Raw genomic sequence first — 22,784 nt, 5'->3', positions numbered from 1 at the left:
TAATATGACAAATCGTAGTAATGTAATTTCTAAAAAAGATAATGAACAACATGTTGTTGAAGGTTACAGATTTAAAGTTATATCCGAATTTAACAACGAACAAGAAAAATCTCATATCAATACAAATAATGAAATTAAAAATGAGAATGAAATAGCCTTTAAAGAAGAGCAAACTCAGACTATTTTAAAAGATAATGAAACTACCGAAGAAAAACAAATTGATTTTCAACCAAGTTTTGTAGAGGATTTGCTTAAAAAAACAGATGAAATGTCAAGTAATATTATTAAACTCCAAATGCAAATTGAAAATCAAGAAAATGAATTTAACAATCGCCTAAATTCTGAACTTGAAAATGCAAAAGAAAAATTTACACAAGAAGGTTATAATAATGCTAAAATGGAATTTGAAAAGGAATTAAATGAATTAAAAGAAAGGTATTTAAAAAGTATTTTAAAACTTGATGAGGCAAGTAAAAATTTAGATTCATTTATAGAAAAAAATAAAAAAGAATTAGCAGATACTGCAATTGATATTGCCAAAGAAGTAATTTTAAAAGAAGTAGAGGATAATTCTTCTAAAATTGCTTATTCTTTAGCAAAAGATTTGATTTCAGAATTAAAAGGTGCTGGAGAAATAGATATTAGAGTAAATTGCAATGATTATGATTATTTAAAATCTGAATTTAAAAATGATCTTAATATTAAAATTACTTTAGATGATGCAATTTCTAAAGGAAGTGTTGTAATACTAAGTGATTTAGGAAATATAGAATCAAGTCTCAATCAAAGATTAGAAAAAATTAAAAGAATGATTAATAATGAGTAAGAGATTGTACTATACTCATAAAGAACTTCAAAATTTAAATATCAAAGAACTTGAAGAACTTGCTTCTAATTTAAGAGAAAAAATTATAGAGGTAGTTTCAAAAAATGGAGGACATTTAAGCTCAAATTTAGGTGTTGTAGAACTTAGTATCGCAATGCATGTAATTTTTGATCATAATAAAGATCCCTTTATTTTTGATGTTTCTCACCAATCCTATGCTCATAAACTTTTAAGTGGAAAAGAAGGTATTTTTCACACCTTACGTCAATTTAAAGGACTTAGTGGATATACTAAACCAAATGAAGGAGATTATTTTATTGCTGGACATTCTAGCACCTCGATTTCTTTGGCTATTGGAGCTTGTAAGGCTATAAAATTAAAAAATGAAGATCGTTTGCCGGTAGTTTTGATTGGAGATGGAGCTTTAAGTGCTGGGATGGCATATGAGGCTTTAAATGAATTAGGTGATAGAAAATACCCTTGTGTTATTATATTAAATGATAATGAAATGAGTATTTCAAAGCCAATAGGAGCTATTTCTAAATATCTTTCTCAGGCAATGGCAACGCAGTTTTATCAAAAATTTAAAAAAAGAGTAGAAAAAATGCTTGATTTTTTGCCAGATAGTGCAACTTATATGGCAAAACGCTTTGAAGAAAGCTTTAAATTAATTACTCCAGGACTTTTATTTGAAGAATTAGGACTTGAATATATAGGTCCGATTAATGGACATAATTTAAATGAGCTTATTAGTGCTTTAAAACAAGCAAAACTTATAAAAAAACCTTGTGTTATTCATGCACAAACTATAAAAGGCAAAGGTTATTCTTTAGCCGAAGGAAGACATGCTAAGTGGCATGGAGTAAGTGCTTTTAATATAGAAAATGGAGAAAGTATTAAAAAACAAGATAAAAAAAGTGCTACCGAAATTTTTAGCCAAAATTTACTAGAGTTAGCAGATAAATATGAAAATATAGTCGGAGTTACTGCTGCTATGCCTAGTGGAACCGGACTTGATAAACTTATAGAAAAATATCCTCAAAGATTTTGGGATGTTGCTATTGCAGAACAACACGCTGTTACTTCTATGGCAGCTATGGCAAAAGAAGGTTTTAAACCTTTTATAGTTATCTATAGTACTTTTTTACAGCGTGCATATGATCAAATAATTCATGATTGTGCTATTTTGAATTTAAATGTTATTTTTGCTATGGATAGAGCTGGAATTGTAGGTGAAGATGGAGAAACTCATCAAGGAGTTTTTGATATTAGCTTTTTGTCACCTTTACCTAATTTAACGCTTATTGCCCCAAGAGATGAGGCTATGATGATAAAAATTATGGAATATGCTTATCATCATAAAGGTCCTATAGCTTTTCGCTATCCTAGAGGAAGTTTTATTTTAGATAATGAATTTAAAGCATGTGAAATAAAATTAGCTAAAGCTCAATGGCTCATTGAAAATGAAAGTGAAATTGCTTTTTTAGGTTATGGTCAAGGTGTTGGAAAAGCTTGGTGTGTTTTAAAAAATCTTCAAAATAATCAAAAAAATGTCAATTTAATTGACTTAATTTTTGCTAAACCTTTAGATGAGGAATTGCTTAAAAAACTTGCACAAAAAACTAAAATATGGTTTGTATTTTCAGAAAATAATAAAATAGGTGGTGTAGGAAGTTTATTGAATACTTTTATACAAGAAAATGATTTAAATATTAAACTTATCAGTTTTGAATATAAAGATAAATTTATAGAACATGGAAAACTTTTTGATATAGAAAAAGAATTACAACTTGATATTAACTCTTTAACAAAGAATGTTTTAAATTATATTTAGTTTATTATTTAATAAAAAATATTATTTAATAAATATAAACTTGTTTTAATGATTTTATTATATAATTATCATTTATAAATTTTTCGAGGTGGAGATTATGGAATTGTTAGAAATGCTGAAAAAACATGAACTTAAAGCAACACCACAAAGACTTTGCGTCTTAAAAATTTTAAAACGTCATGAACATCCAAATATAGAAGAACTTTATGAAGAGATTAAAAAAGAATATCCATCTATTTCTTTGGCGACTGTTTATAAAAATCTAAATACTTTACAAGAACAAGGTTTAGTGGTTGAAATAAATGTAGCCAATCAAAAAACTTGCTATGATATTTATGAGGAAGAACATATACATATTATATGTTCTAAATGTAGTAATATAGAAGATTTAAATTTTAAAGATTCAAATCTTAAAGAGTATCAAGAACATTTAGAAAAAAAGATTGGCAATATTATAAATCATTTAGCAATTTGTGCTTATGTTGATGGTTGTAAAAAATGTCTTTAAATTTATTGGAATTGCTTAAGTAATTTCCAATATCTTATAAAGAAATCTTAATTTAAAATTAAATAATTATTCTTAAAAATTTTATACTCTTAAAATTGTTAAATCTATCTGTTTTTCTATAATTTTTAATACAATTAATTTTTGTTAAATTTAGATAATTTTTGCTTAACTAAGATTTTTTATAAAAAATAAATACTAATTAAAAAAGTGCTAAAATTTTTTAATTATAATAGTTATTTATTAAATAAAAGATTTCCATATAAATTAATGAGGAATAAAATGCAAAAGCAAGAGAAAATTGTTCAAATGTTTAACGAAATTGCTCCTAGTTATGATAAAGCAAATAGAATTTTAAGTTTTGGTATTGATATAACTTGGCGCAAAAAGGCTTGTAATTATGTTTTAAAAAATTATAATAAAATAGATTTAAATATTGTTGATGTTGCTTGTGGAACTGCTGATATGATTAATATTTGGCAACAAGAAGCTTTAAAACTTAATAAACAAATTTCTAAAATTATAGGTGTTGATCCTAGTGAAGGTATGTTAAAAATTGCAAGAGAAAAATATAAAGAAATTTTATTTATAAAAGCTTTTGCACAAGATTTACCTTTAGAGGATGAGAGTGCTGATATTATGAGTATAAGTTATGGGATTAGAAATGTTGTTGAAAGGAAAAAAGCTTTAAAAGAGTTTTTTAGGGTTCTTAAAAAAGATGGTTTATTTTTAATTTTAGAATTTAGCAAACAGGAAAAAAAAGGTCTTCTATCTTTTTTTAGGGATTTTTATCTTAAAAATATTTTACCTATTTTAGGCGGTTTTTTAAGTAAAAATAAGAGCGCTTATGAATATTTACCTAATTCTATTGAGCATTTTTTAAGTGAGCAAGAATTAGCTAAAGAATTGCAAGAAGTTGGTTTTAAAATAGTAAAAATTAAAAATTTTAGTTTTGGTATTAGCTCTATGTTTGTGGTAAAAAAATGACCGTAAGCGAACTTAATATAAAAGCTAAAGCTTTACTTGAAACTCATTTTGAAAATATTGTTTTAAGTGGAGAGTTATCAAAAATTACTATGCATTCTTCAGGGCATTGGTATTTTGAACTTAAAGATGAAAATTCAAGTATTTCTTGTGTAATCTTTAAATGGGAAAATTTAAAATTAAGTTTTATACCTAAAGTTGGAGATTCTTTAGAATTAATTGGAAGTCTTAGTTTATATTCTCAAAGCGGACGTTATCAATTCATAGCTAATAGTATTAGAAAGATAGGTTTTGGTGATTTAGAAGAAAAATTTTTAGCTTTAAAGGAGCGTTTAAATAATGAAGGTTTATTTGATATAAAGTATAAAAAACAATTACCTAAATTTCCTTTAAAAATAGGTATTATAAGCTCTTTTACTTCAGCAGCTTTAGAGGATATGTTAAAAATAATAGAGCAAAAATCTTATTTTTTAGCAAAAATTTATATTTTTAATGCTTTAACACAAGGAAATTTAGCCCCTGCTTCATTAATAAATGCTTTAAAAAAAGCGGATGTAAAAAAACTTGATGTTTTAATTATTGCAAGAGGTGGAGGAAGTAGAGAAGATCTTTTTTGCTTTAATGATGAAAATTTGGCTAGAGAAATTTTTAAAGCAAAAACACCTATTATTTCAGCCATTGGACATGAAATTGATTATGTAATTAGTGATTTTGTTGCGGATCTTAGAGCACCAACTCCTAGTGCAGCTATAGATTTGCTTATTCCATCGAGAATGGATTTAGAGCAAGATTTAGATTTTAAAATGCAACAATTAAAATCTCTTTTACAAACAAAATTTAAAAATTTAGAATTAGAGCTTTTAAATTTAGAAAAAATATTAAAGGCTAATTCTTTAAGTACTTTAATCTTTCAAAAAATCAATCAAAGCAATCATTTAAAACAACAATTGTTTTTTTCTATAAAAAATAAATTAAATATTGCTTATTTGAATTTAGAAAAAATAGAAAATTCTTATAAACAACATAAATCTTTTTTTCAAAAAAGTAAAAATTTAGTTAGCATTGAAAAAGATGGCAAAATAATGAATTTAAAAGATTTAAAACAAAATGATAAAATAATTTTAAATTCTCAAGATGATAGAAAAGAAGCACAAATTTTATAAAGGAAAAATATGAGAAAAATTAATTTTAGTGCAGGACCTTCAACTTTACCTTTAGAAGTTATAAAAGAAGCCAATGAAAATTTACTTGATTATAAAGGGCTTGGTTTTTCTATTATGGAGTTTAGTCATAGAAGTAGTGTTTTTGAAGAAATTCATTTTAATGCTATGAAAATGGCTAAAGAACTTTATGGTTTAAATGATAATTATGAAGTTTTGTTTTTACACGGAGGAGCAAGTTTGCAATTTGCTATGATTCCTATGAATTTATATTTAGGTGGAATTTGTGAGTATGTAAATACTGGAATTTGGACTCAAAAAGCTATTAATGAGGCTAGAATTTTAGGTGTTAATCTTAAAGTCGTTGCTTCAAGTAAAGAAGAAAATTTTTCTTATATACCAAAGGTAAGTTTTAGTGATGATGCTGATTATGCTTATATTTGCTCAAATAATACTATTTATGGAACACAATATAAAGAATATCCAAAAACAAAATGTCCTTTAATTATTGATGCTTCGAGCGATTTTTTTTCTAGAAAAATAGATTTTTCCAATATTGCTCTTTTTTACGGAGGAACTCAAAAAAATGCTGGAATTTCAGGTTTGTCTTGTATTTTTATTCGTAAAGATATGCTAGAGCGAAGTAAAAATAAAAATTTGCCAAGTATGTTAAAATATAGCATTCATTCAGAATATAATTCTTTATTTAACACTCCTTGTAATTTTGCCATTTATATTTTTAATCTTGAAATGCAATGGCTTTTAAAACAAGGGGGTCTTGATGTAATTTATAAAAAAAATTTAGAAAAAGCAAATCTTTTATATAAGATCATAGATGAAAGCGAAGGTTTTTATAAAGCTTATGCTCAAAATAAAGATAGATCTTTAATGAATGTAAGTTTTAACATAAAAGATGAGAATTTACTTCCTATATTTTTAAAAGAAGCAGAACAAAACAATCTTTTAGGACTTAAAGGTCATAAACTTTTAGGTGGAATTCGTGCAAGTATTTATAATGCTATAACTTTAGATCAGGTTAAAATTTTGTGTGATTTTATGAAAGAATTTATGAAAAAATATGCGCAGTTATATTGATAATTTGAAATAGCTATTTCAAATATATTACCATAAAAAAGCTCCAATAGCTATTAAATTTGATTTTAATATAAAAGCTATTTAAAAATAGATTTAAAAAGTTAAATTTTTATACAATTTTTTAGTTTTTTATGTAAAGTTTTTTAAATTGTGTTTTTAAAAAAATACAATTTAAAAAATTGAATTTATTATTGTTTTATTGAAGAATATTATTTTTAAATGAAAAATTTTAATAATTTTCGCCACCAAATTTAAGTAAGGCAGAACCCCAAGTAAAACCACCTCCAAAAGCATCAAGTAGTATTAAATTTCCTTTTTTAAGACGTCCTTCTTCATAAGCATCATTCATAGCCATAGGTATAGAAGCAGCTGAGGTATTTCCATATTTTTGTACACATATAACACATTTATCATCTTCTAAATTTAGTTTTTCTTGTACAGCTTTAATAATACGTAAATTTGCTTGATGAGGTATAAAAAGATCAATATCACTTGCTTTGAGTTTATTTTTTTTCAAAATTTCTATAACATCATTACTTAAAGTATTAACAGCTATTTTAAAAACTTCATTTCCTTTCATACTCATACAAAGCGGGCTACTTATGCTTGACTTTTGTGAACGTTTAGTCATTAAAAGATCACCATAATCACCATTACTTGAAGTATGAACATCAATGATAGAGTTATTGCAATCAAGACTTACAATTCCAGCTCCAGCTCCATCTCCAAATAAAATACAAATACTTCTATCTTTATAATCAATGATAGAACTTGTTTTTTCTGCGCCTATAATTAAAACATTTTTTTTGGCACCACTTTCAACCATAGCTTTTGCAAGTTCTAATAAATAAATAAAGCCTGTACAAGCAGCTGAAATATCAAAAGCTGTTATATTTTTAAGCCCTAAATTTGAAGCTATTTTGCAAGCAGTTGAGGGCATAGCAAAGTAATCAGGACTTAGAGTTGCTACTAAAATAGCATCAATATCATTGGGATTTAAATTTGCTCTTTTTATAGCTTTTAATGCTGCTTTGGTTCCAAGATCACTTGTTTGCTCATTATCACTAGCAATACGTCTTTCTTTAATTCCTGTGCGTCTTGTTATCCATTCATCTGAGGTATCGACTATTTTTTCAAGATCAAAATTGCTTAAAATCTTTTCAGGTATATAAGCTGCTATACTACGTAAAGATGCTTTATTAACTATATTTTGAGAGTTCATTTTCTATAACTTGATTAATATTTGATTCACTAAAGTTAATGGCTTGAAAAATTGCATTTTTAATTGCTCTAGAATCACTTTTTCCATGGCTTATAATAACACAACCATCAACACCTAATAATGGCGCTCCACCATATTCTTGCCAGTCAATACGCTTTTTAAGTCTATAAAAAGAATTTTTAAGTAGTAAAGCTCCCAATTTTGAAATCAAAGATTTTTTAATTTCTGATTTTAATATTTGAAATATAGCAGTTGCAACACCTTCACAGGATTTAAGAATGATATTACCATTAAAACCATCACAAACTAAAACATCAATACTTCCATTAAAAATATCTCTACCTTCAGCATTTCCAACAAAGTTTGGAATTTGTTTCATAAATTGATGAGCTTCTTTTGTAAGTTCATTGCCTTTACCTTCTTCTTCTCCATTAGAAATAAGGGCAATTTTTGGTTTTTTAACTTTCATGATTTCTTTAGCATAAATTTCACCCATTATTGCAAATTGAAATAGATTTTCAACTTTACAATCAGTATTTGCACCGACATCTAAAATTAAAGTATTTGTTTTAATATTCGGCATTAAAGTTGCTATAGCAGGTCTTAAAACATTTTTAAGCCTTCCTAGTTTTAAAGTTGCTAAAGACATAGTTGCACCACTATGTCCTGCTGAAACAACCGCTTTTGCTTTGCCTTGTTTAACAAGATCTATAGCTTTATAAATGGTTGTTTCTTTTCGTTTTAAAACATCTGTTGCATTTTCTTCCATAGAGAAAATTTCGTTTGCCTCTTCATATTGAATGTATTTTTCTAAATGTTGCGGAATTAAAGGCTTTAAAATTTTAGATTGACCTACCAAGATTGCATTAAAAGGCTTTACATTTAAAGCTTCTATTACACCTTCAATAATAGGTTTTTCTCTAAAATCTCCACCCATTGCATCAATTGCAATGTTTATCATAAATATTAGTATTCCTTGGTAACTGGATTAACACGATGAGGCATTTTATAACTTCCATCTTTGTCTTTGATAGGCATCGGAAGAACTACTTTATAGTGTGTTCTGCGTTTTGCTGCACGTGTTTTACTTACTCTTCTTTTAGGTACTGCCATTTTTTCTCCTTTTTAATTTTTACATTTATTACAATAAAAATAATCACTAAAATATGTTTCAATCTCTCCAATTGCAATTTCCATTAAATCAATTTGAGAGTCAAAGAATTCGATAGTATTACTAAGTTCATTTGCTAAATCCTTAAAAATACCATCACTTGCAAATAGCTCTAGTTTTTCATTAAAAGAAAATTCTGTTTCTTCGCCACAACTATCACAAGGTTTATAAATAAAACCTCTTATTATAGCATTTATTTTTACTATTTTAGCATTTATTTTTACCATATCTCCTTCAAAAACTACATTTTCAAGGTCTAATTTGAAAGGATAAGGTGTTGTATGAATTTTAGAAAAATAAATCTTCATTAATAAATTTCATCAGCTTTAAAGAAAAAATCAATCTCAATTTTTGCATTTTCTAAGCTATCACTTCCGTGTACAGCATTTGCATCAATATTTTCAGCAAAATCAGCTCTTATAGTTCCAGCTTTAGCTTCTTTTGGATTGGTTGCTCCCATTAGCTCTCTGTTTTTAAATACGGCGTTTTCTCCTTCTAAAACAGAAACAACTACAGGCCCACTAATCATAAATTTAACTAGATCTTTAAAGAAGGGTCTATCTTTATGAATTTGGTAAAACTCTTCAGCTTGATTTTGACTTAATTGAATTTTTTTTATTGCAACAATTTTTAAGCCATTACTTTCAAAACGATCAAGAATTTTACCTATTACATTTTTTTTAACTGCATCTGGTTTAATAATTGATAAAGTTTTTTGAATCAAAGTATTCTCCACAATTTATTTTAAAAAGCTATGATTATACTTAAATTATTCTAAAATTTTATTTAATTTATACTTTATCAATTTTTTATTTTTTATGCAAATACAGGGGTACTTCCATCTCTCATACTTGCACTGATTTCACTGCGACTTGGTTGTCCTTCTTGAATATCACTCCAAACTATACATCCATCCGTAGGACAAGCACTTGCACAGGCTGGTTGATCATTGTAACCTACACATTCAACGCATTTATTTGCATATACATAATAACTATCTTCATTGTTAGGATTGCTAGCATCATCAACTATTGCTGAAACAGGACATTCATCAATACAAGAACCACATGCAATACAAATATCTGTAATTTTTACTGCCATTTTTTCTCCTTAATTAAACAATATAAATAATTAGAATTTTATCATATTATTCTTAAAAACTTATTTTTTTGATAATCAAAATTTACTACTTATTGATAATATTTATTAAAAATCAACATTATAATGTTTATTTCAAAAATATTTAAAGATTTAAACGATATAATTTTGCTATCAATAAAATTTATTATTTAGGAGAAAAAAATGATAGTTACAAAAAAAGCTTTAGATTTTACTGCTCCAGCAGTTTTAGGAAATAATGAAATAGTAGAAGATTTTAATCTTTATAAAAATATAGGACCAAAAGGTGCTGTTGTATTTTTTTATCCAAAAGATTTTACTTTTGTATGTCCTTCTGAAATCATTGCATTTGATAAGAGATATCAAGAATTTAAAGATAGAGGAATTGAAGTAATTGGAATTTCTGGTGATAATGAATTTTCGCATTTTGCTTGGAAAAATACTCCAGTAAATCAAGGTGGTATTGGCCAAGTTAAATTTCCTTTAGTCGCTGATTTAACTAAACAAATAGCTAGAAATTTTGATGTATTATATGCAGAAGCTGTAGCACTTCGCGGATCTTTCCTTTTAGATGCTGATGGAACAGTTCGTCATGCGGTAATTAATGATTTACCACTTGGAAGAAATATCGATGAAATGATTAGAATGGTTGATACTATGCTTTTCACAAATGAGCACGGCGAAGTTTGTCCAGCAGGCTGGAATAAAGGTGATGAAGGTATGAAAGCAAATCCTAAAGGTGTTGCTGATTATCTTAATAAAAACGAAAATAAACTTTAATTAATCTTTCCCCTTTAAGAAGGGGAATTTTTTATTTATATATTTTAAAATTAATCTTATATCTTACTTATTTAAAAATCAGAATTTAATATAAAATAAACTTTTATGAATTTTGTTAGTTTAAAAATATTTTTTAATATAATCATTAAATATAAATTTTATCAAGTATAGGTTATTTAAAATTTATTAGGTTTAATAAATAGGAGAATTTATGGCGGGTGAAGATCAAGAAAAAACAGAAGAACCCACGTCCAAAAAGATTGAAGATGCCAGAAAAGAAGGGAATGTTCCTAAAAGTCAAGACGCTTCTGCGGTTATAAGTTTAATTGTTGCTGTAGCTATTACTCTATTTTTAATGGGTTTTTTAGGTGAAAGAATAGTTAATTTATATAGATATTATCAAAGTTTTATTGGAGTTGAACTTGATCTTAGAATAATTCAAGCAATTATGATTAAAAGTATTTTTGAAGTTTTAATAATACTTGCTCCTATAGTATTAAGCATTATGGTTGCAGGTGTTCTAGGAAATGTTATGCAATTTGGTTTTGTTTTTACAACAAAACCTATTATGCCAAATTTAGGAAAAATTAATCCTTTAAAAGGTATTAAAAATCTTTTTTCTTTAAAAAAATTATTAGAAAGTATTAAAATTATTTTAAAAGTTAGTGTTGTTTTCACTATAGCTTTTATAGTGTTGCTTCAATTTGTAAAAGAACTTCCAAAGGTTGAACTTTATAATATCACTAATCAGCTTATTTGGTTAAGAGATAAGGCTGTTATTTTAGCTGCTATTGTAATTATTGCTTTTATGATTATTGCTGTTTTAGATGTATTTTTAGTGCGTTTTCAGTATTTTAAAAGTCTTAGAATGAGTAAGCAAGAAATCAAAGATGAATATAAACAAATGGAAGGGGATCCGCAAGTTAAAGCAAGAATTCGTCGTATTCAAATGGAGACAGCACGTCGTCGTATGGTACAAGATGTAGCAGGTGCTGATGTTGTTATAACAAATCCTACTCATTATGCTGTTGCAATTCGTTATGATTCAACCAAAGAACAAGCTCCAAGAGTTGTGGCAAAAGGTATTGATTTTTTAGCTTTAAGGATTAAAGAAATTGCTTATAAAAATAATGTTGTTGTTTATGAAAATCCTCCTTTAGCAAGAGAACTTTATAAAGTTTGTGATATAAACGATCTAATTCCTAGAGAATTATTTAAGGCTGTAGCTGAAGTATTAGGATTTGTTTATAATTCTAACAATAAAAGTAGACTTTCAAACCAAATTAATTCTAAAAATTAATTTGGTCTATGAATAAGTTCAAGTATAGATTTTTGCGCAGCTTCATTATCGCTATCAACTTTAAAATAAATTTCAACTCTATTATTATTTAAAGTAGTAGGATTATTTTGTAAAGGTTCATTAAAGCCATAGCTTTTTACACTTAAATTTTTTATATTAACTCCACCATCAATAAAATATTTTAAGACACTTTGGGCCCTTTCGTAACCTAAATCAAAACTTCTTAATATGGTATCACTATTATCTGTATAGCCTCTAATTTCAATTTTCGTTTGAGGAGGTAAATTAAGAGCGAGTTGTGCCATACGTTTTAAATAATCTTTTATATCAGCAGATACAATTTCAGCACTCCCTCTTTGAAATAAGATTTTAGAAGGAAGATTTAAGGCGACTTCATTATTTGATTGATCTAAAGCAGCTTGAAGTTTTTTAATGGTATCTTGTTGAGTTGTTATTCTTTGTTTTAAAGCTTCTATTTCATCACTTTCTATTTTTGCTGCTCCTTTATATTTTTCTTGATTTTTGCTTTCTTCTTGTATGGTTTGAGTTGTAGTATAATCAAAAATTTTGATAAATTCTGTTTTTAAAGCCTCAACTTTTGCTGGATTTGATTTTGAAATTGCCCATAAAGCTATAAAAAGTGCTAAAAGTAAACTTAAAAAATCAGCATAAGGAACAGCCCATTTTTCACCTGCTGGACATTCTGGGCATTTATGTTTTTTTGCCATTTTTAACCTTTGTCAAATTGTGAAATTTTAGGATCATCGTGACTTAGAAAATTAAAGAGTTTAGCTTCTAAATCTCTAGGATTAGCCCCTTCTGCTATACCTTTAATAGCTTCAGTGATTACAATTTGTTCTTTAACCAAATCCATACCGTTAGCTTTCATTTTTCTACCCCAAGGAGCAAAAAGAGCATATGCTCCAAAAATTCCTGTAACTGTTGCGGTAAAAGCTCCTGAAATACCAGCAGCCATTGCTTGAGGATCATCAAGAAGTTTAAGTGCCAATATAAGTCCAAATACTGCTCCAACTAATCCCATAGTTGGACAAGTTTCTCCAAATACTATCCAGTATTCTGCACATTCTTTATAATGTTCTTCAAGTTGTTCGGTTTGAATTTCCATACTTTCTTTTATTTCTTCAAAACTTTTTCCATCTACTAGCATCATCATAGCATTTTTTAAAAATTCATTTTCAATTTCATTGGTTTTTGACTCTAAAGCCAAAAGACCATCTCTTCTTGCTATAATAGCAAATTCTATAAGTTGAGCGATTCTTTCTGAAAGATTAACCCCTGAACCTTTAAAAACTACTTTTAATTCTTTATAAGCAGCCTTAACTATTTTTTTGTGAGTAGAAGTCATTGCACAAAATGCAGCAGTTGGCATCACGATAAGAAATGAAGAAAGGTGAATAACATGTAAAGGGTTTCCCCCTTCTAGTATGTCACCAACAGAAATACTTGTTATAGCAAGTACCATTCCAAGTATGGTTGAAAGATCCATTAGCAATTCTCCTTATTTAAGTTCTCCCCAATTTTTGGCAATACTTGATGAAGTTTTTAATTTTACATTTAATTTTACAATATTTTCCATAATATCAGTAGCTTTTTTTACAAAATTTTCACACAATTCATCTTTCACTTCAAAAATAAGTTCATCATGAATTTGTAAAATGAGTTTTTTATTTTCATCTAAGTCTGAGGCAATTTTTATCATAGCAAGTTTAATAATATCAGCTGCTGATCCTTGTAAAATAGAATTTATACTTTCTCTTTCATACATTGCTATTTGCACAGCTTTAGCATTTTCGAAATTAAAAAATCTTTTACGACCTAAGAGTGTGGTAATAAAACCATTTTTTTTAACTTCATTTTTAACTTGTTCAAAATATTCTTTAATGCTTGTAAAATTTTCAAAATACTTTTCTATATAAGATTTAGCAAGTTTTGTTTCAATTTTTAAATTAGCACTTAAAGTTTTATAACCCATGCCATAAATAAGTCCAAAATTAATACTTTTTGCTATACTTCTTGTTTTATAATTGCTTTCACCAAATATCATAATAGCTGTTTTTGAATGGATATCTTCATCATTTGAAAATGCTTCTAAAAGTTTTTGATCTTTACTAAAATGTGCAAGCATTCTAAGTTCTATTTGAGAATAATCTAAAGAGATAAAACTAAAACCATCTTGTGCAATAAAACAAGATTTATAATCTTTAGCATATTGTCCATGTGCTGGAATATTTTGCAAATTTGGATCTTTAGAAGAAAGGCGTCCTGTTGCAGTTCCTGTTTGCAAAAAACTTGAATAAATTCTTGAATTTTCATCTTTTTGTGCTAATTTTAAAAGAGGCTCGCAGTAGGTTGAATAAAGTTTGGCAAGTTCTCTATAAGATAAAATCTTTTCTATTGCAGGATGTTCATCAATAAGTTCTTTTAAAACTTTTTCATCGGTAGAATATCCTGTTTTGCTTTTTTTCTTAGTATTAAGATTGAGTTTGTTAAATAAAACTTCTGCTATTTGTTTAGGGGAATTAAGATTAAAACGATCTTGACATAAAGTATAAATTTCTTCGCTTATTTTTTTTATTTCTTTGCTAAATTGTTGCATTAAATTTTCAAGCTCTAATATATTAAGCTTTATACCATTTTCTTCCATCATTATAATAACTTTTATAAAATCAAATTCGTTTTTATAGGCAAGTTCTAATAATTTTGGTTCTAAATTTTTTAAAAAATAAAGATAAAATTTTAAAGTGATATAAGCATCTTCTGCTGCATATTTACAAGCTTTATCAAGTTCTATACTCGCAAAATTTTCCCCTTTTTTTACTATATCTTCAAAATGTAAGGTCTTATAATCAAAAAGCCTTAAAGCTAAATCATCCATATTTACTCTTAAGCTAGGATTAAAAAGCCAAGCTAATATCATAGTATCAGCATATTTTTGAGGAGGATTTAAATCAAAATTATTTTGTATGATTTTAAAATCATATTTAAGATTATGTCCTATGATAGTATGTTTGTAAATAATTTCTATAGCTTTTTTTGCGCTTTGAAGTGGAATTTGTTCTTTTACTCCCAAATAATTATGATTTAAAGGAACATAAAAGGCTTCATTTTCATTATAACAAAAGCTAAATCCAACTATTTTAGCTTTTTTTGTATCAAGACCGGTTGTTTCTGTATCGAAAGCAATAATACTTTCTTTATCTAAATTTTCTAAAATATTAAAAAGTTGATTTTCATCTAAAATTAAAGTCGTTTTGAAATTTAAAATTTTATTTTGATTTTTTGGATTTAGTTGCATTTTTTTAATCAAAGAATTAAGTTCGTATTCTTCTAAAATATTTGTAATTTTTAGTAAAGGTTCTTCTTGATTAAAAACAGATTTTTCTAATAAATTTGGAATTTCAATATCATTTTTTAAACTAGCAAGCTTTTTACTTAAAAAAGCATTTTCTTTTCCTTCTAAAAGAAGAGTGCGACTTCTTTCATTACGTACCAACATAAGATTTTCATAAATGTTTTCTATATTATCAAATTGTTCAAGTAGAGTTTTGGCTCCTTTAGCACCTATACCCTTAACTCCTGGAATATTATCAGAGCTATCTCCACAAAGAGCTAAAAAATCTCTAATTTGTGAAGGTTTTACACCATATTTTTCCATGCAAGCTTCTTCATTATAATCATTTTTAGAAATAGGACTATAAATACTAACTTTTCCATTTTTTATAAGTTGATAAAGATCCTTATCTTGAGTAATAATGCGTACAAAAATATCTTTATCTTCACATTTTTTAACAACAGAAGCTATAATATCATCTGCTTCATAACCTTCTTTAGAATAGCTCATAAAACCCATTTTTTCAATCATTTCGATACAAATTGGAATTTGTGCTAATAATTCTTCAGGTGGTGAGGTACGGTTGATTTTGTAATTTGGATCAATTTCACTTCTAAAAGTTTTACCTTTACAATCAAGTGCAAATAAAATATAATCACTTTTATATTCATCTTTTAAATTATAAATAAAATTAGCAAAGCCTGAAATCATACCACTAGGGGCACCTTTAGAGTTTTTAAGCCCTTTAAGTGCATAAAAAAGTCTAAAGAAAAATCCAAATGTATCAATTATAGTTAAAGTTTTCATAGAGTAAATCTTTAATTAAGAAATTTATTTTTTTAATTATTTCAAATTTTAACTTAAAAATTAGGAAAAATGTTGAAATTAAAAGTTGATAATAGGTATTTAAGCAAAATTAGTATATTTTTTCATCTTTTAATTTATATTTTAAGGAAAAATATGTCAAATAAACAAGCTTGTAGTATTGCAGATCAAAATTTTAATACTCCTGATGGAAAAAAAGCTTTTAAAAAAGCTATATTTTCTTGTTGGCTTGGAACAGCTTTAGAATATGCTGATTTTGCGCTTTATGGTTTGGCTGCAGCAACTATTTTTTCAGAAGTGTTCTTTCCGGAACAAACTCCAGTAATAGCTCTTTTGCTTTCTTTTGTTACTTATGGTATAGGTTTTATTGCGAGACCTATAGGAGCTTTATTTTTTGGATATTTAGGTGATAAGTACGGAAGAAAAAATATTATGATGATAACTATTGCTTTGATGGGAATTTCTACAACACTTATAGGTTTTATTCCAAGTTATGCTATTATAGGAATTTTGGCGCCAATTTGTTTAGTTATTTTAAGATTTATGCAAGGTTTAGGAGCAGGGGCAGAGCTTTCAGGTGGAACTATTATGCTTGGAGAATATGCTCCTAGCAAAAGAAGAGGACTTGTTTCTTCTGTTATAGCATTAGGCTCTAATAGTGGAACTTTACTTGCTTCTTTTGTATGGCTTTTAGTAGTGCAAATTGATGATGAATCTTTCAAGGAATGGGGTTGGAGAATTCCTTTTATTGGAAGTTTTTTGATTGTTTTATTTGCTCTTTATTTACGCATTTTTATTAAAGAAAGTCCTGTTTTTGCAAAACAAAAAGAGGAGATGTTAAAAATTAGGGCGCAAAATGTGAAAGAATTAGAAGAGGATACAAGAACTTTTTGGCAAAAAAGTAAAGCATTTTGGATTATGGTTGGTTTAAGAATAGGAGAAAACGGACCATCTTATTTAGCACAAGGTTTTATAGTAGGTTATGTTACTAAGATTTTGCTTTTAGACAAATCAGTAGCTACAACAGCAGTTTTAAGTGCCTCTTTATTTGGATTTTTGATAATTCCTTTAGCAGGTTATTTAAGTGATAAATTTGGAAGAAAAATAACTTATAGAACTTTTTGTTTTCTTTTAATGCTATATGCTTTTCCTGCTTTTATGTTATTAGATAGCAAAGATGAACTTATAGTAATTTTAACCATTATCGTAGGGATGTCTTTAGCATCTTTAGGAATTTTTGGGGTTCAAGCAGCGTGGGGTGTTGAAATGTTTGGAGTTAAAAACCGTTATACTAAAATGGCTTTTGCAAAAGAATTAGGCTCTATTCTTTCAGGCGGAAGTGCACCTATGATAGCTTCTTTTTTGCTTGCTTATTATGGAACTTGGATTCCTATAGCAATTTATTTTGTTGTAACTGCTGGTATAGGGTTTGTTACTACCTTTTTTGCACCAGAAACAAGAGGAAGAGATTTAAATTTAATTAAAGATGCTATATGATCCGTTTGATTTTGGATACTGATATAGGTAATGGTATAGCAGGAGCTAATACTGATGATGGTTTAGCCCTTGCTTTAATTTTAGCTTCTAAAGAAATTAAACTTGAAATGATAAGTACAGTAAGTGGTAATGTATCTAATATTGTAGCTTATAGCGTAGCAAAGCATTTTTTAAAGCTTTGGAATTTAAATATTCCTGTGTATTTAGGAGCTGATTCTGCCTTAAAAGAACCTATGAAACCTTGGCGCAATAGGCTTGATAATAGTGTTAAAAAGCAAAATTTAAAATTTCTTTGGGATACGATAAAAAAACCTAAAATAATAAAAAATATAATACCTAATGCTCCTTTGAAAATGGGCGAACTTATAATGCAAAATCCTAAAAAAATTTCAATTTGTGCTATAGGTCCTCTTACAAATATAGCTATTGCTATGAGACTTTTTAAAAATTTTGATAAAAATGTAAAAGAAATTCATATTATGGGTGGTAGTTTTGATATGCCCTCATATATTAAAGATACAAATTTTGGTTTTGATCCAGAAGCAGCTAATATAGTATTAAATTCAAAGGCAAAAGTTGTTTTAGCTCCTTATAATGCTACTATGCAAACTTTATTAACTCATAAAGATTTAGATGAATTAGAAAATAAAAATGAACTCTGTAATTATTTAATTCAAACTTTAAGGGCTTGGACTTACTATGCTAGTCGCACAAGAGGAACTAAAGGAACTTGGATCCATGATGCTTTAAGTGTAGCTTATATGCTTGATGAAAATATTGCAGAATTTAATGAGTATTTTGTAGATGTAGTTTGTGATAGTTCTTTAATTAGAGGTTTAGCTTATCGTGTTGAGAAAGAGCCAAAATTAAGTTTAGGTTTAAATTTAAAAGAAAAAAAGCCGGTAAAAGTTTTAAAAAATATAGATAATTCTAAACTTTTAGAGCTTATTAAGACAAGATTATTAAAAGGAATTTGCTATAAAAATTATAAAAATATAACGACTTAATTTTCCAAGAGTGATAAAAATAATAGCTCTTATAAGAGGGTATTTAGCAAATCCTAACCCTAAAACAAAGATATCTCCTACTATGGGTAAAAAACTTAAAAAAGAGAATATTGCCCCAAAGCGATTAAAATTAATACTTAATTTTTCTAATTTTTTTAAAGAATTTGAAAAATATTTTTCTAAAATTTTTTGTTTTCCTAAAAAAGCAAGAGTATAAGTACTCAAACTCCCTAAAGTATTTCCTAAAGTAGCTATAAAAAGTACTGAATAAGGATTAAAATTAAATTTAATAAAAGCAAGCACAAAAGCTTCGCTTGCAAGTGGAAGAAGCGTGCTTGAGAGAAAGCTTGCTAAAAAAAGCATAGGATAACTAAGAGTTTCAAACATTCAAAGGCCTAATTAATTATTTTAAATTAATTTTTATCGCTTTTAAGTTCTAAATTTAAATAATATCCTGTATAAGAACCTGTTTTTTTATATTCTTTTGCTACTTTTTCTACATTACCACTTGCTATAATTTTACCTCCTTTAATCCCGCCTTCTGGTCCCATATCTATGATATAATCAGCATTTTTAATTACATCTAAATTGTGTTCGATTACAAAAACTGAATTTTTTAAATCCACTAAATGTTGCAAAACAGAAATAAGTTTATTAACATCTTCAAAATGAAGTCCTGTAGTAGGTTCATCTAGGATATAAAGAGTTTTACCGGTATCACTTCTACTTAATTCTTTGGCAAGTTTGATTCTTTGAGCTTCTCCTCCGCTTAGAGTTGTAGCATTTTGCCCTAAGGTAAGATAATCTAGTCCTACTTTTACTAAAGTTTCAAGTTTTTGACGAATCTTTGGTACAGAACTAAAAAAATCATACGCTTCTAAAACACTCATTTTTAAGATATCTGAAATATTTTTATCTTTATATTTGATTTCTAAAGTAGCATCATTATAGCGCTTGCCTCCGCAGGTATCACAAATAACCATAACATCAGGTAAAAAGTGCATTTCTATTTTAATTTCTCCATCCCCGCTACATTTTTCACATCTTCCCCCTTTTACATTAAAAGAAAAGCGTCCCGCTTTATAGCCTCTTGCTTTAGCTTCTTTAGTAGCAGCAAAAAGATTGCGAATTTCATCCATAACTCCTGTATAAGTGGCAGGATTAGACCTTGGGGTGCGTCCAATAGGACTTTGATCAAGATAAATAACTTTATCAAGTTGTTCTAATCCTTCTATTTCAACTCCACCTAATTTTTTTACCTTTTTAGCGTGATTTAGAGATTCTTGTGCAAATGGAAGTAAAGTTTGTAGTATTAAAGAGCTTTTTCCACTTCCTGAAACACCTGTAATAGCTACAAGATTTTGTAAAGGAAATTTGGCATTTAAATTTGATATATTGTTAATATTTACATTTTTTAATTCAAGATAATTTTTTTGTTTTCTATTTTTTTGCCAAGAAATTTGTTTTTTTTTGTTCATATAAAGAGCAGTTTCACTTTTGCTTTTTAGAAGTTCTTTATAAGTTCCACTAAAAACAACTTCTCCGCCAAATTTTCCAGCTTTTGGACCAATATCAACAATAAAATCAGCTTCTTCAATTGTCATTTTATCATGTTCTACCACAATAAGCGTATTACCTTTTTGTTGTAAATTTCTTAAAGTTTTAATGAGCTTTGCTGTATCTCTTTCATGAAGTCCAATGCTTGGCTCATCTAAAACATACATTACTCCACTTAAACCACTTCCAATTTGAGATGCAATACGTATTCTTTGGGCTTCTCCACCACTGATTGTTCTAGCATCACGTCCTAAAGAAAGATATCCAAGTCCTACATCAAAAAGAAAAAATAATCTTTCATTTATTTCTTTAAGTATAGGTTTTGCTATGAGTTTTTGTTGTGCATTTAAATAATCAAAATTACTTTCTTGTGAAAAAAAAGCACTTGAATTTTCTATACTCATATCTAAAATTTCCCCTAAGCCTTTGTTGGCTACTTTTACAGCTAAGCTTTCTGGCTTTAAACGATGAGCATTGCAATCTTTGCAAATTTTTTCACTCATATATTCATTTAAGTCTTTTTCATCTTTTAATATATCATAAGCTATTTTGATTACACCTTCAAAAGTTCGTTTTAAATGATTTCTTTTCCAAGTAAAATTTATAGTTTTTGCATTGCCATATAATACAAGACGTTTTTGTTCTTCATTGAGTTCAGCAAAAGGAGTTTTAATAGAAATTTCATTTTGCTCACAAAAAGCAATTAAAAATTTATAATAATAGCTTTTATTAAAACCATACATTGTTTTAATAGCACCATTTTCGATACTTAAATTTTCATCAATGATTTTTTTCATATCTAGAGTGTAACGAATTCCTAAACCATCACAAGATTCGCAAGCTCCTTTTGGAGAATTAAAAGAAAAACTTAAAGGCTCAAGTGGCATAAAAGAAATTTTACAATCAAAACAAGCAGAGTGAATACTATAATGATAATGTTTATTTAAGCCTAATTCTTCATTATTTAATACTTCTAATTCTATTTCTCCAAAGCTTTCTTCAAGTCCTTTTTCAATATCGCTTGCAAGACGTGAGAGTAAATCTTCTTGAATTTCTAATCTATCAATTACGAGTTTAATGGTATGTTTTTTTGTTTTAGAAAGTTCAATATCTTCATCTAAACGCACTAAAACTCCATCAATTTGTGCTCTTATATAACCTTTATTGCGTAGATTTTCAAGTAAATCTGCATAAGTGCCTTTTTTTTCTCTGATTAAAGGAGCATAAAGAATAATTTTTGCTCCTTTAGGAAATTTTAAAATTTCTGACACTATATCTTCTGTATTCATTGAAGTGATTTTTTTACCACATTGATGACAATGTTGCACCCCAATTCTTGCATATAAAAGTCTTAAATAATCATAAATTTCAGTAATTGTTCCAACTGTAGAGCGTGGATTTTTTGAAGTTGTTTTTTGATCAATTGCAATGGCTGGAGTTAATCCTTCAATTTTATCTACATCAGGTTTGCCTACTTTATCTAAAAATTGTCTCGCATAAGCACTTAAGCTTTCTATATAACGACGTTGGCCTTCAGCATAAAGAGTGCCAAAGGCAAGAGTAGATTTACCTGAGCCTGAAAGACCTGTGAATACTATAAGTTTATTTTTTGGAATTTCAAGATTGATATTTTTAAGATTATTTTCTTTTGCGCCTATGATTTTTATCATATCATTCATTTTTTTTCCTAAAAATTAATTAAATTTGGAATTCTAGCATAAATAAAATTAAAAATCTAAAGTTTTTATTTGAATTTAGCTTTACTTAAAAAACTATAATTCCAAGTTTTCTAAGCAAAGAATGCGTAGTTGCAAATATAGATAAAGCATAGATGAAGAGTAAAATTTTACGATGAGAAGAAAGTTTCATTTTTTCTATGATTTTAATACCCATGAAAACTCCTATCATTGACGCAATTCCTACTATTATACCTTTATGAATTACTTCACTATCAATTACATTTGAATTTGAAAAAGAAATAATTCCAGAAATTGAAGCAAATATTACAAAAAACAAAGATAAAGAAACAACTTTTTTACTATCGTAGCCTAGAAAATAAGCTAAAATTGGAGCAATCAATAATCCACCTCCAATTCCTAAAGAAATAGCGAAAACACCAGTAAAGGTTCCAGCTATAAATAAAATTATATTTTTTTGTAAAATGCTTTTATTATTTTTAACTACATTTTCCTTGATTCCAAAGGCATATTTTAGAAAAAAAATACAACTTACACCTAAAAATATAGATGTTAAACTAATATCACTTAAGTATTTTAAAAGTGTTCCACTAAAGCTTGCACCTAAAAGACCTCCTAAACCTATATAAATTCCATCTTTTAAATTTAAATTCTTTTTTTTATAATTTAAATAAGATCCAAAAATTGCAGCAAAAATCATTTGTAAAACTGAAATTCCAATGGCAGAATGCGAGCTTGCACCTAAAATTAACATAGTAGGGACTATTATCATTCCACCACCTATGCCAAAAAGTCCTGAAGCTACGCCAGATATAATTCCTATAGCAAAATAAGGTAAATCTATTAAGTTCAT

At 27.5% G+C, this 22,784-nt stretch carries 22 protein-coding genes; 10 read left to right on the top strand and 12 right to left on the bottom strand.

All coding sequences use genetic code 11. The features are described 5' to 3' along the window. Positions 1-4: 4 nt before the first annotated feature. The 6 genes from fliH (at position 5) to serC (ending at position 6,404) form a co-directional block, all read left to right on the top strand. A complete protein-coding gene (gene fliH / locus GQV94_RS05635; RefSeq protein ID WP_200170067.1) occupies positions 5-826 on the top strand; it encodes a flagellar assembly protein FliH in 822 nt (273 codons plus the stop codon). After that, on the top strand, positions 819-2,660 hold the full coding sequence (gene dxs / locus GQV94_RS05630) for a 1-deoxy-D-xylulose-5-phosphate synthase (RefSeq protein WP_200170066.1): 1,842 nt from the start codon (positions 819-821) through the stop codon (positions 2,658-2,660). Before fliH ends, dxs begins: the two co-directional genes overlap by 8 nt. Positions 2,661-2,757: 97 nt before the next feature. After that, entirely contained in the window at positions 2,758-3,168 is a 411-nt protein-coding gene (gene perR / locus GQV94_RS05625) for a peroxide-responsive transcriptional repressor PerR (protein WP_200170065.1), read from the top strand. 279 nt (positions 3,169-3,447) lie between these two features. Continuing rightward, entirely contained in the window at positions 3,448-4,152 is a 705-nt protein-coding gene (gene ubiE, locus GQV94_RS05620) for a bifunctional demethylmenaquinone methyltransferase/2-methoxy-6-polyprenyl-1,4-benzoquinol methylase UbiE (RefSeq protein ID WP_200170064.1), read from the top strand. Continuing rightward, positions 4,149-5,312 carry an exodeoxyribonuclease VII large subunit gene (gene xseA, locus GQV94_RS05615; protein ID WP_200170063.1) on the top strand — a complete coding sequence of 388 codons (1,164 nt, stop codon included), beginning with the start codon at positions 4,149-4,151 and terminating at the stop codon, positions 5,310-5,312. The genes ubiE and xseA overlap by 4 nt, the downstream gene beginning before the upstream one ends. A gap of 9 nt (positions 5,313-5,321) precedes the next feature. Beyond that, entirely contained in the window at positions 5,322-6,404 is a 1,083-nt protein-coding gene (serC, locus tag GQV94_RS05610) for a phosphoserine transaminase (protein ID WP_200170062.1), read from the top strand. 229 nt (positions 6,405-6,633) lie between these two features. Here the strand turns inward: serC and GQV94_RS05605 are convergent, their stop codons facing one another. The 6 genes from GQV94_RS05605 to GQV94_RS05580 all read right to left on the bottom strand — a co-directional run bounded on the left by GQV94_RS05605 (position 6,634) and on the right by GQV94_RS05580 (position 9,898). Continuing rightward, positions 6,634-7,626 carry a beta-ketoacyl-ACP synthase III gene (locus GQV94_RS05605; RefSeq protein WP_200170061.1) on the bottom strand — a complete coding sequence of 331 codons (993 nt, stop codon included), beginning with the start codon at positions 7,624-7,626 and terminating at the stop codon, positions 6,634-6,636. Further along, positions 7,604-8,587: a phosphate acyltransferase PlsX gene (gene plsX, locus GQV94_RS05600; RefSeq protein ID WP_200170060.1), complete on the bottom strand. Its 984-nt coding sequence runs from the start codon at positions 8,585-8,587 to the stop codon at positions 7,604-7,606. Before plsX ends, GQV94_RS05605 begins: the two co-directional genes overlap by 23 nt. A 5-nt stretch (positions 8,588-8,592) precedes the next feature. Beyond that, positions 8,593-8,739, bottom strand: coding sequence for a 50S ribosomal protein L32 (gene rpmF, locus GQV94_RS05595; RefSeq protein ID WP_200170059.1), 147 nt, complete (start codon positions 8,737-8,739; stop codon positions 8,593-8,595). A gap of 12 nt (positions 8,740-8,751) precedes the next feature. After that, positions 8,752-9,105: a hypothetical protein gene (locus GQV94_RS05590; protein ID WP_200170058.1), complete on the bottom strand. Its 354-nt coding sequence runs from the start codon at positions 9,103-9,105 to the stop codon at positions 8,752-8,754. Continuing rightward, positions 9,105-9,518 carry a nucleoside-diphosphate kinase gene (gene ndk, locus GQV94_RS05585; protein ID WP_200170080.1) on the bottom strand — a complete coding sequence of 138 codons (414 nt, stop codon included), beginning with the start codon at positions 9,516-9,518 and terminating at the stop codon, positions 9,105-9,107. The genes GQV94_RS05590 and ndk overlap by 1 nt, the downstream gene beginning before the upstream one ends. 95 nt (positions 9,519-9,613) lie before the next feature. Then, positions 9,614-9,898: a DUF362 domain-containing protein gene (locus tag GQV94_RS05580; RefSeq protein ID WP_200170057.1), complete on the bottom strand. Its 285-nt coding sequence runs from the start codon at positions 9,896-9,898 to the stop codon at positions 9,614-9,616. 201 nt (positions 9,899-10,099) lie between these two features. Here GQV94_RS05580 and GQV94_RS05575 point away from each other — a divergent pair, with 201 nt between their 5' ends. Together GQV94_RS05575 and flhB are read left to right on the top strand one after the other, a co-directional pair. Then, entirely contained in the window at positions 10,100-10,696 is a 597-nt protein-coding gene (locus GQV94_RS05575) for a peroxiredoxin (RefSeq protein WP_200170056.1), read from the top strand. Positions 10,697-10,907: 211 nt separating this feature from the next. Next, entirely contained in the window at positions 10,908-11,996 is a 1,089-nt protein-coding gene (gene flhB, locus GQV94_RS05570; protein ID WP_200170055.1) for a flagellar biosynthesis protein FlhB, read from the top strand. On the opposite strand, the gene motB is transcribed toward flhB, so the two are convergent. Genes motB through polA form a run of 3 tightly spaced genes read right to left on the bottom strand, consistent with a single transcriptional unit; the run spans position 11,993 to position 16,155 of the window. Next, positions 11,993-12,724 carry a flagellar motor protein MotB gene (gene motB, locus GQV94_RS05565; RefSeq protein WP_200170054.1) on the bottom strand — a complete coding sequence of 244 codons (732 nt, stop codon included), beginning with the start codon at positions 12,722-12,724 and terminating at the stop codon, positions 11,993-11,995. The genes flhB and motB overlap by 4 nt on opposite strands. A gap of 2 nt (positions 12,725-12,726) precedes the next feature. Continuing rightward, positions 12,727-13,503, bottom strand: a complete 777-nt coding sequence (motA, locus tag GQV94_RS05560; protein ID WP_200170053.1) for a flagellar motor stator protein MotA — start codon at positions 13,501-13,503, stop codon at positions 12,727-12,729. 12 nt (positions 13,504-13,515) lie between these two features. Continuing rightward, positions 13,516-16,155: a DNA polymerase I gene (polA, locus tag GQV94_RS05555; protein ID WP_200170052.1), complete on the bottom strand. Its 2,640-nt coding sequence runs from the start codon at positions 16,153-16,155 to the stop codon at positions 13,516-13,518. A gap of 153 nt (positions 16,156-16,308) precedes the next feature. Here polA and GQV94_RS05550 point away from each other — a divergent pair, with 153 nt between their 5' ends. Together GQV94_RS05550 and GQV94_RS05545 are read left to right on the top strand one after the other, a co-directional pair. Further along, complete coding sequence (locus tag GQV94_RS05550) at positions 16,309-17,670, top strand: MFS transporter (RefSeq protein WP_200170051.1); 1,362 nt, start codon at positions 16,309-16,311, stop codon at positions 17,668-17,670. Continuing rightward, entirely contained in the window at positions 17,670-18,677 is a 1,008-nt protein-coding gene (locus GQV94_RS05545; RefSeq protein WP_200170079.1) for a nucleoside hydrolase, read from the top strand. Before GQV94_RS05550 ends, GQV94_RS05545 begins: the two co-directional genes overlap by 1 nt. Here the strand turns inward: GQV94_RS05545 and GQV94_RS05540 are convergent. From GQV94_RS05540 to GQV94_RS05530, 3 genes are all read right to left on the bottom strand, one after another. After that, positions 18,633-19,064: a YqaA family protein gene (locus GQV94_RS05540; RefSeq protein WP_200170050.1), complete on the bottom strand. Its 432-nt coding sequence runs from the start codon at positions 19,062-19,064 to the stop codon at positions 18,633-18,635. The two genes, GQV94_RS05545 and GQV94_RS05540, sit on opposite strands and share 45 nt — an antisense overlap. Before the next feature lie 26 nt (positions 19,065-19,090). Further along, positions 19,091-21,913, bottom strand: a complete 2,823-nt coding sequence (uvrA, locus tag GQV94_RS05535; protein ID WP_200170049.1) for an excinuclease ABC subunit UvrA — start codon at positions 21,911-21,913, stop codon at positions 19,091-19,093. Between the two features lie 85 nt (positions 21,914-21,998). After that, the gene (locus GQV94_RS05530) at positions 21,999-22,784 is read right to left on the bottom strand and encodes a sulfite exporter TauE/SafE family protein (protein WP_200170048.1); all 786 of its coding nucleotides are present in this window, start codon (positions 22,782-22,784) and stop codon (positions 21,999-22,001) included.

Source organism: Campylobacter sp. TTU_617 (genome assembly GCF_016599045.1).
Taxonomy (GTDB): domain Bacteria; phylum Campylobacterota; class Campylobacteria; order Campylobacterales; family Campylobacteraceae; genus Campylobacter_D.
This window is presented reverse-complemented; position numbering and strand designations above follow the sequence as displayed.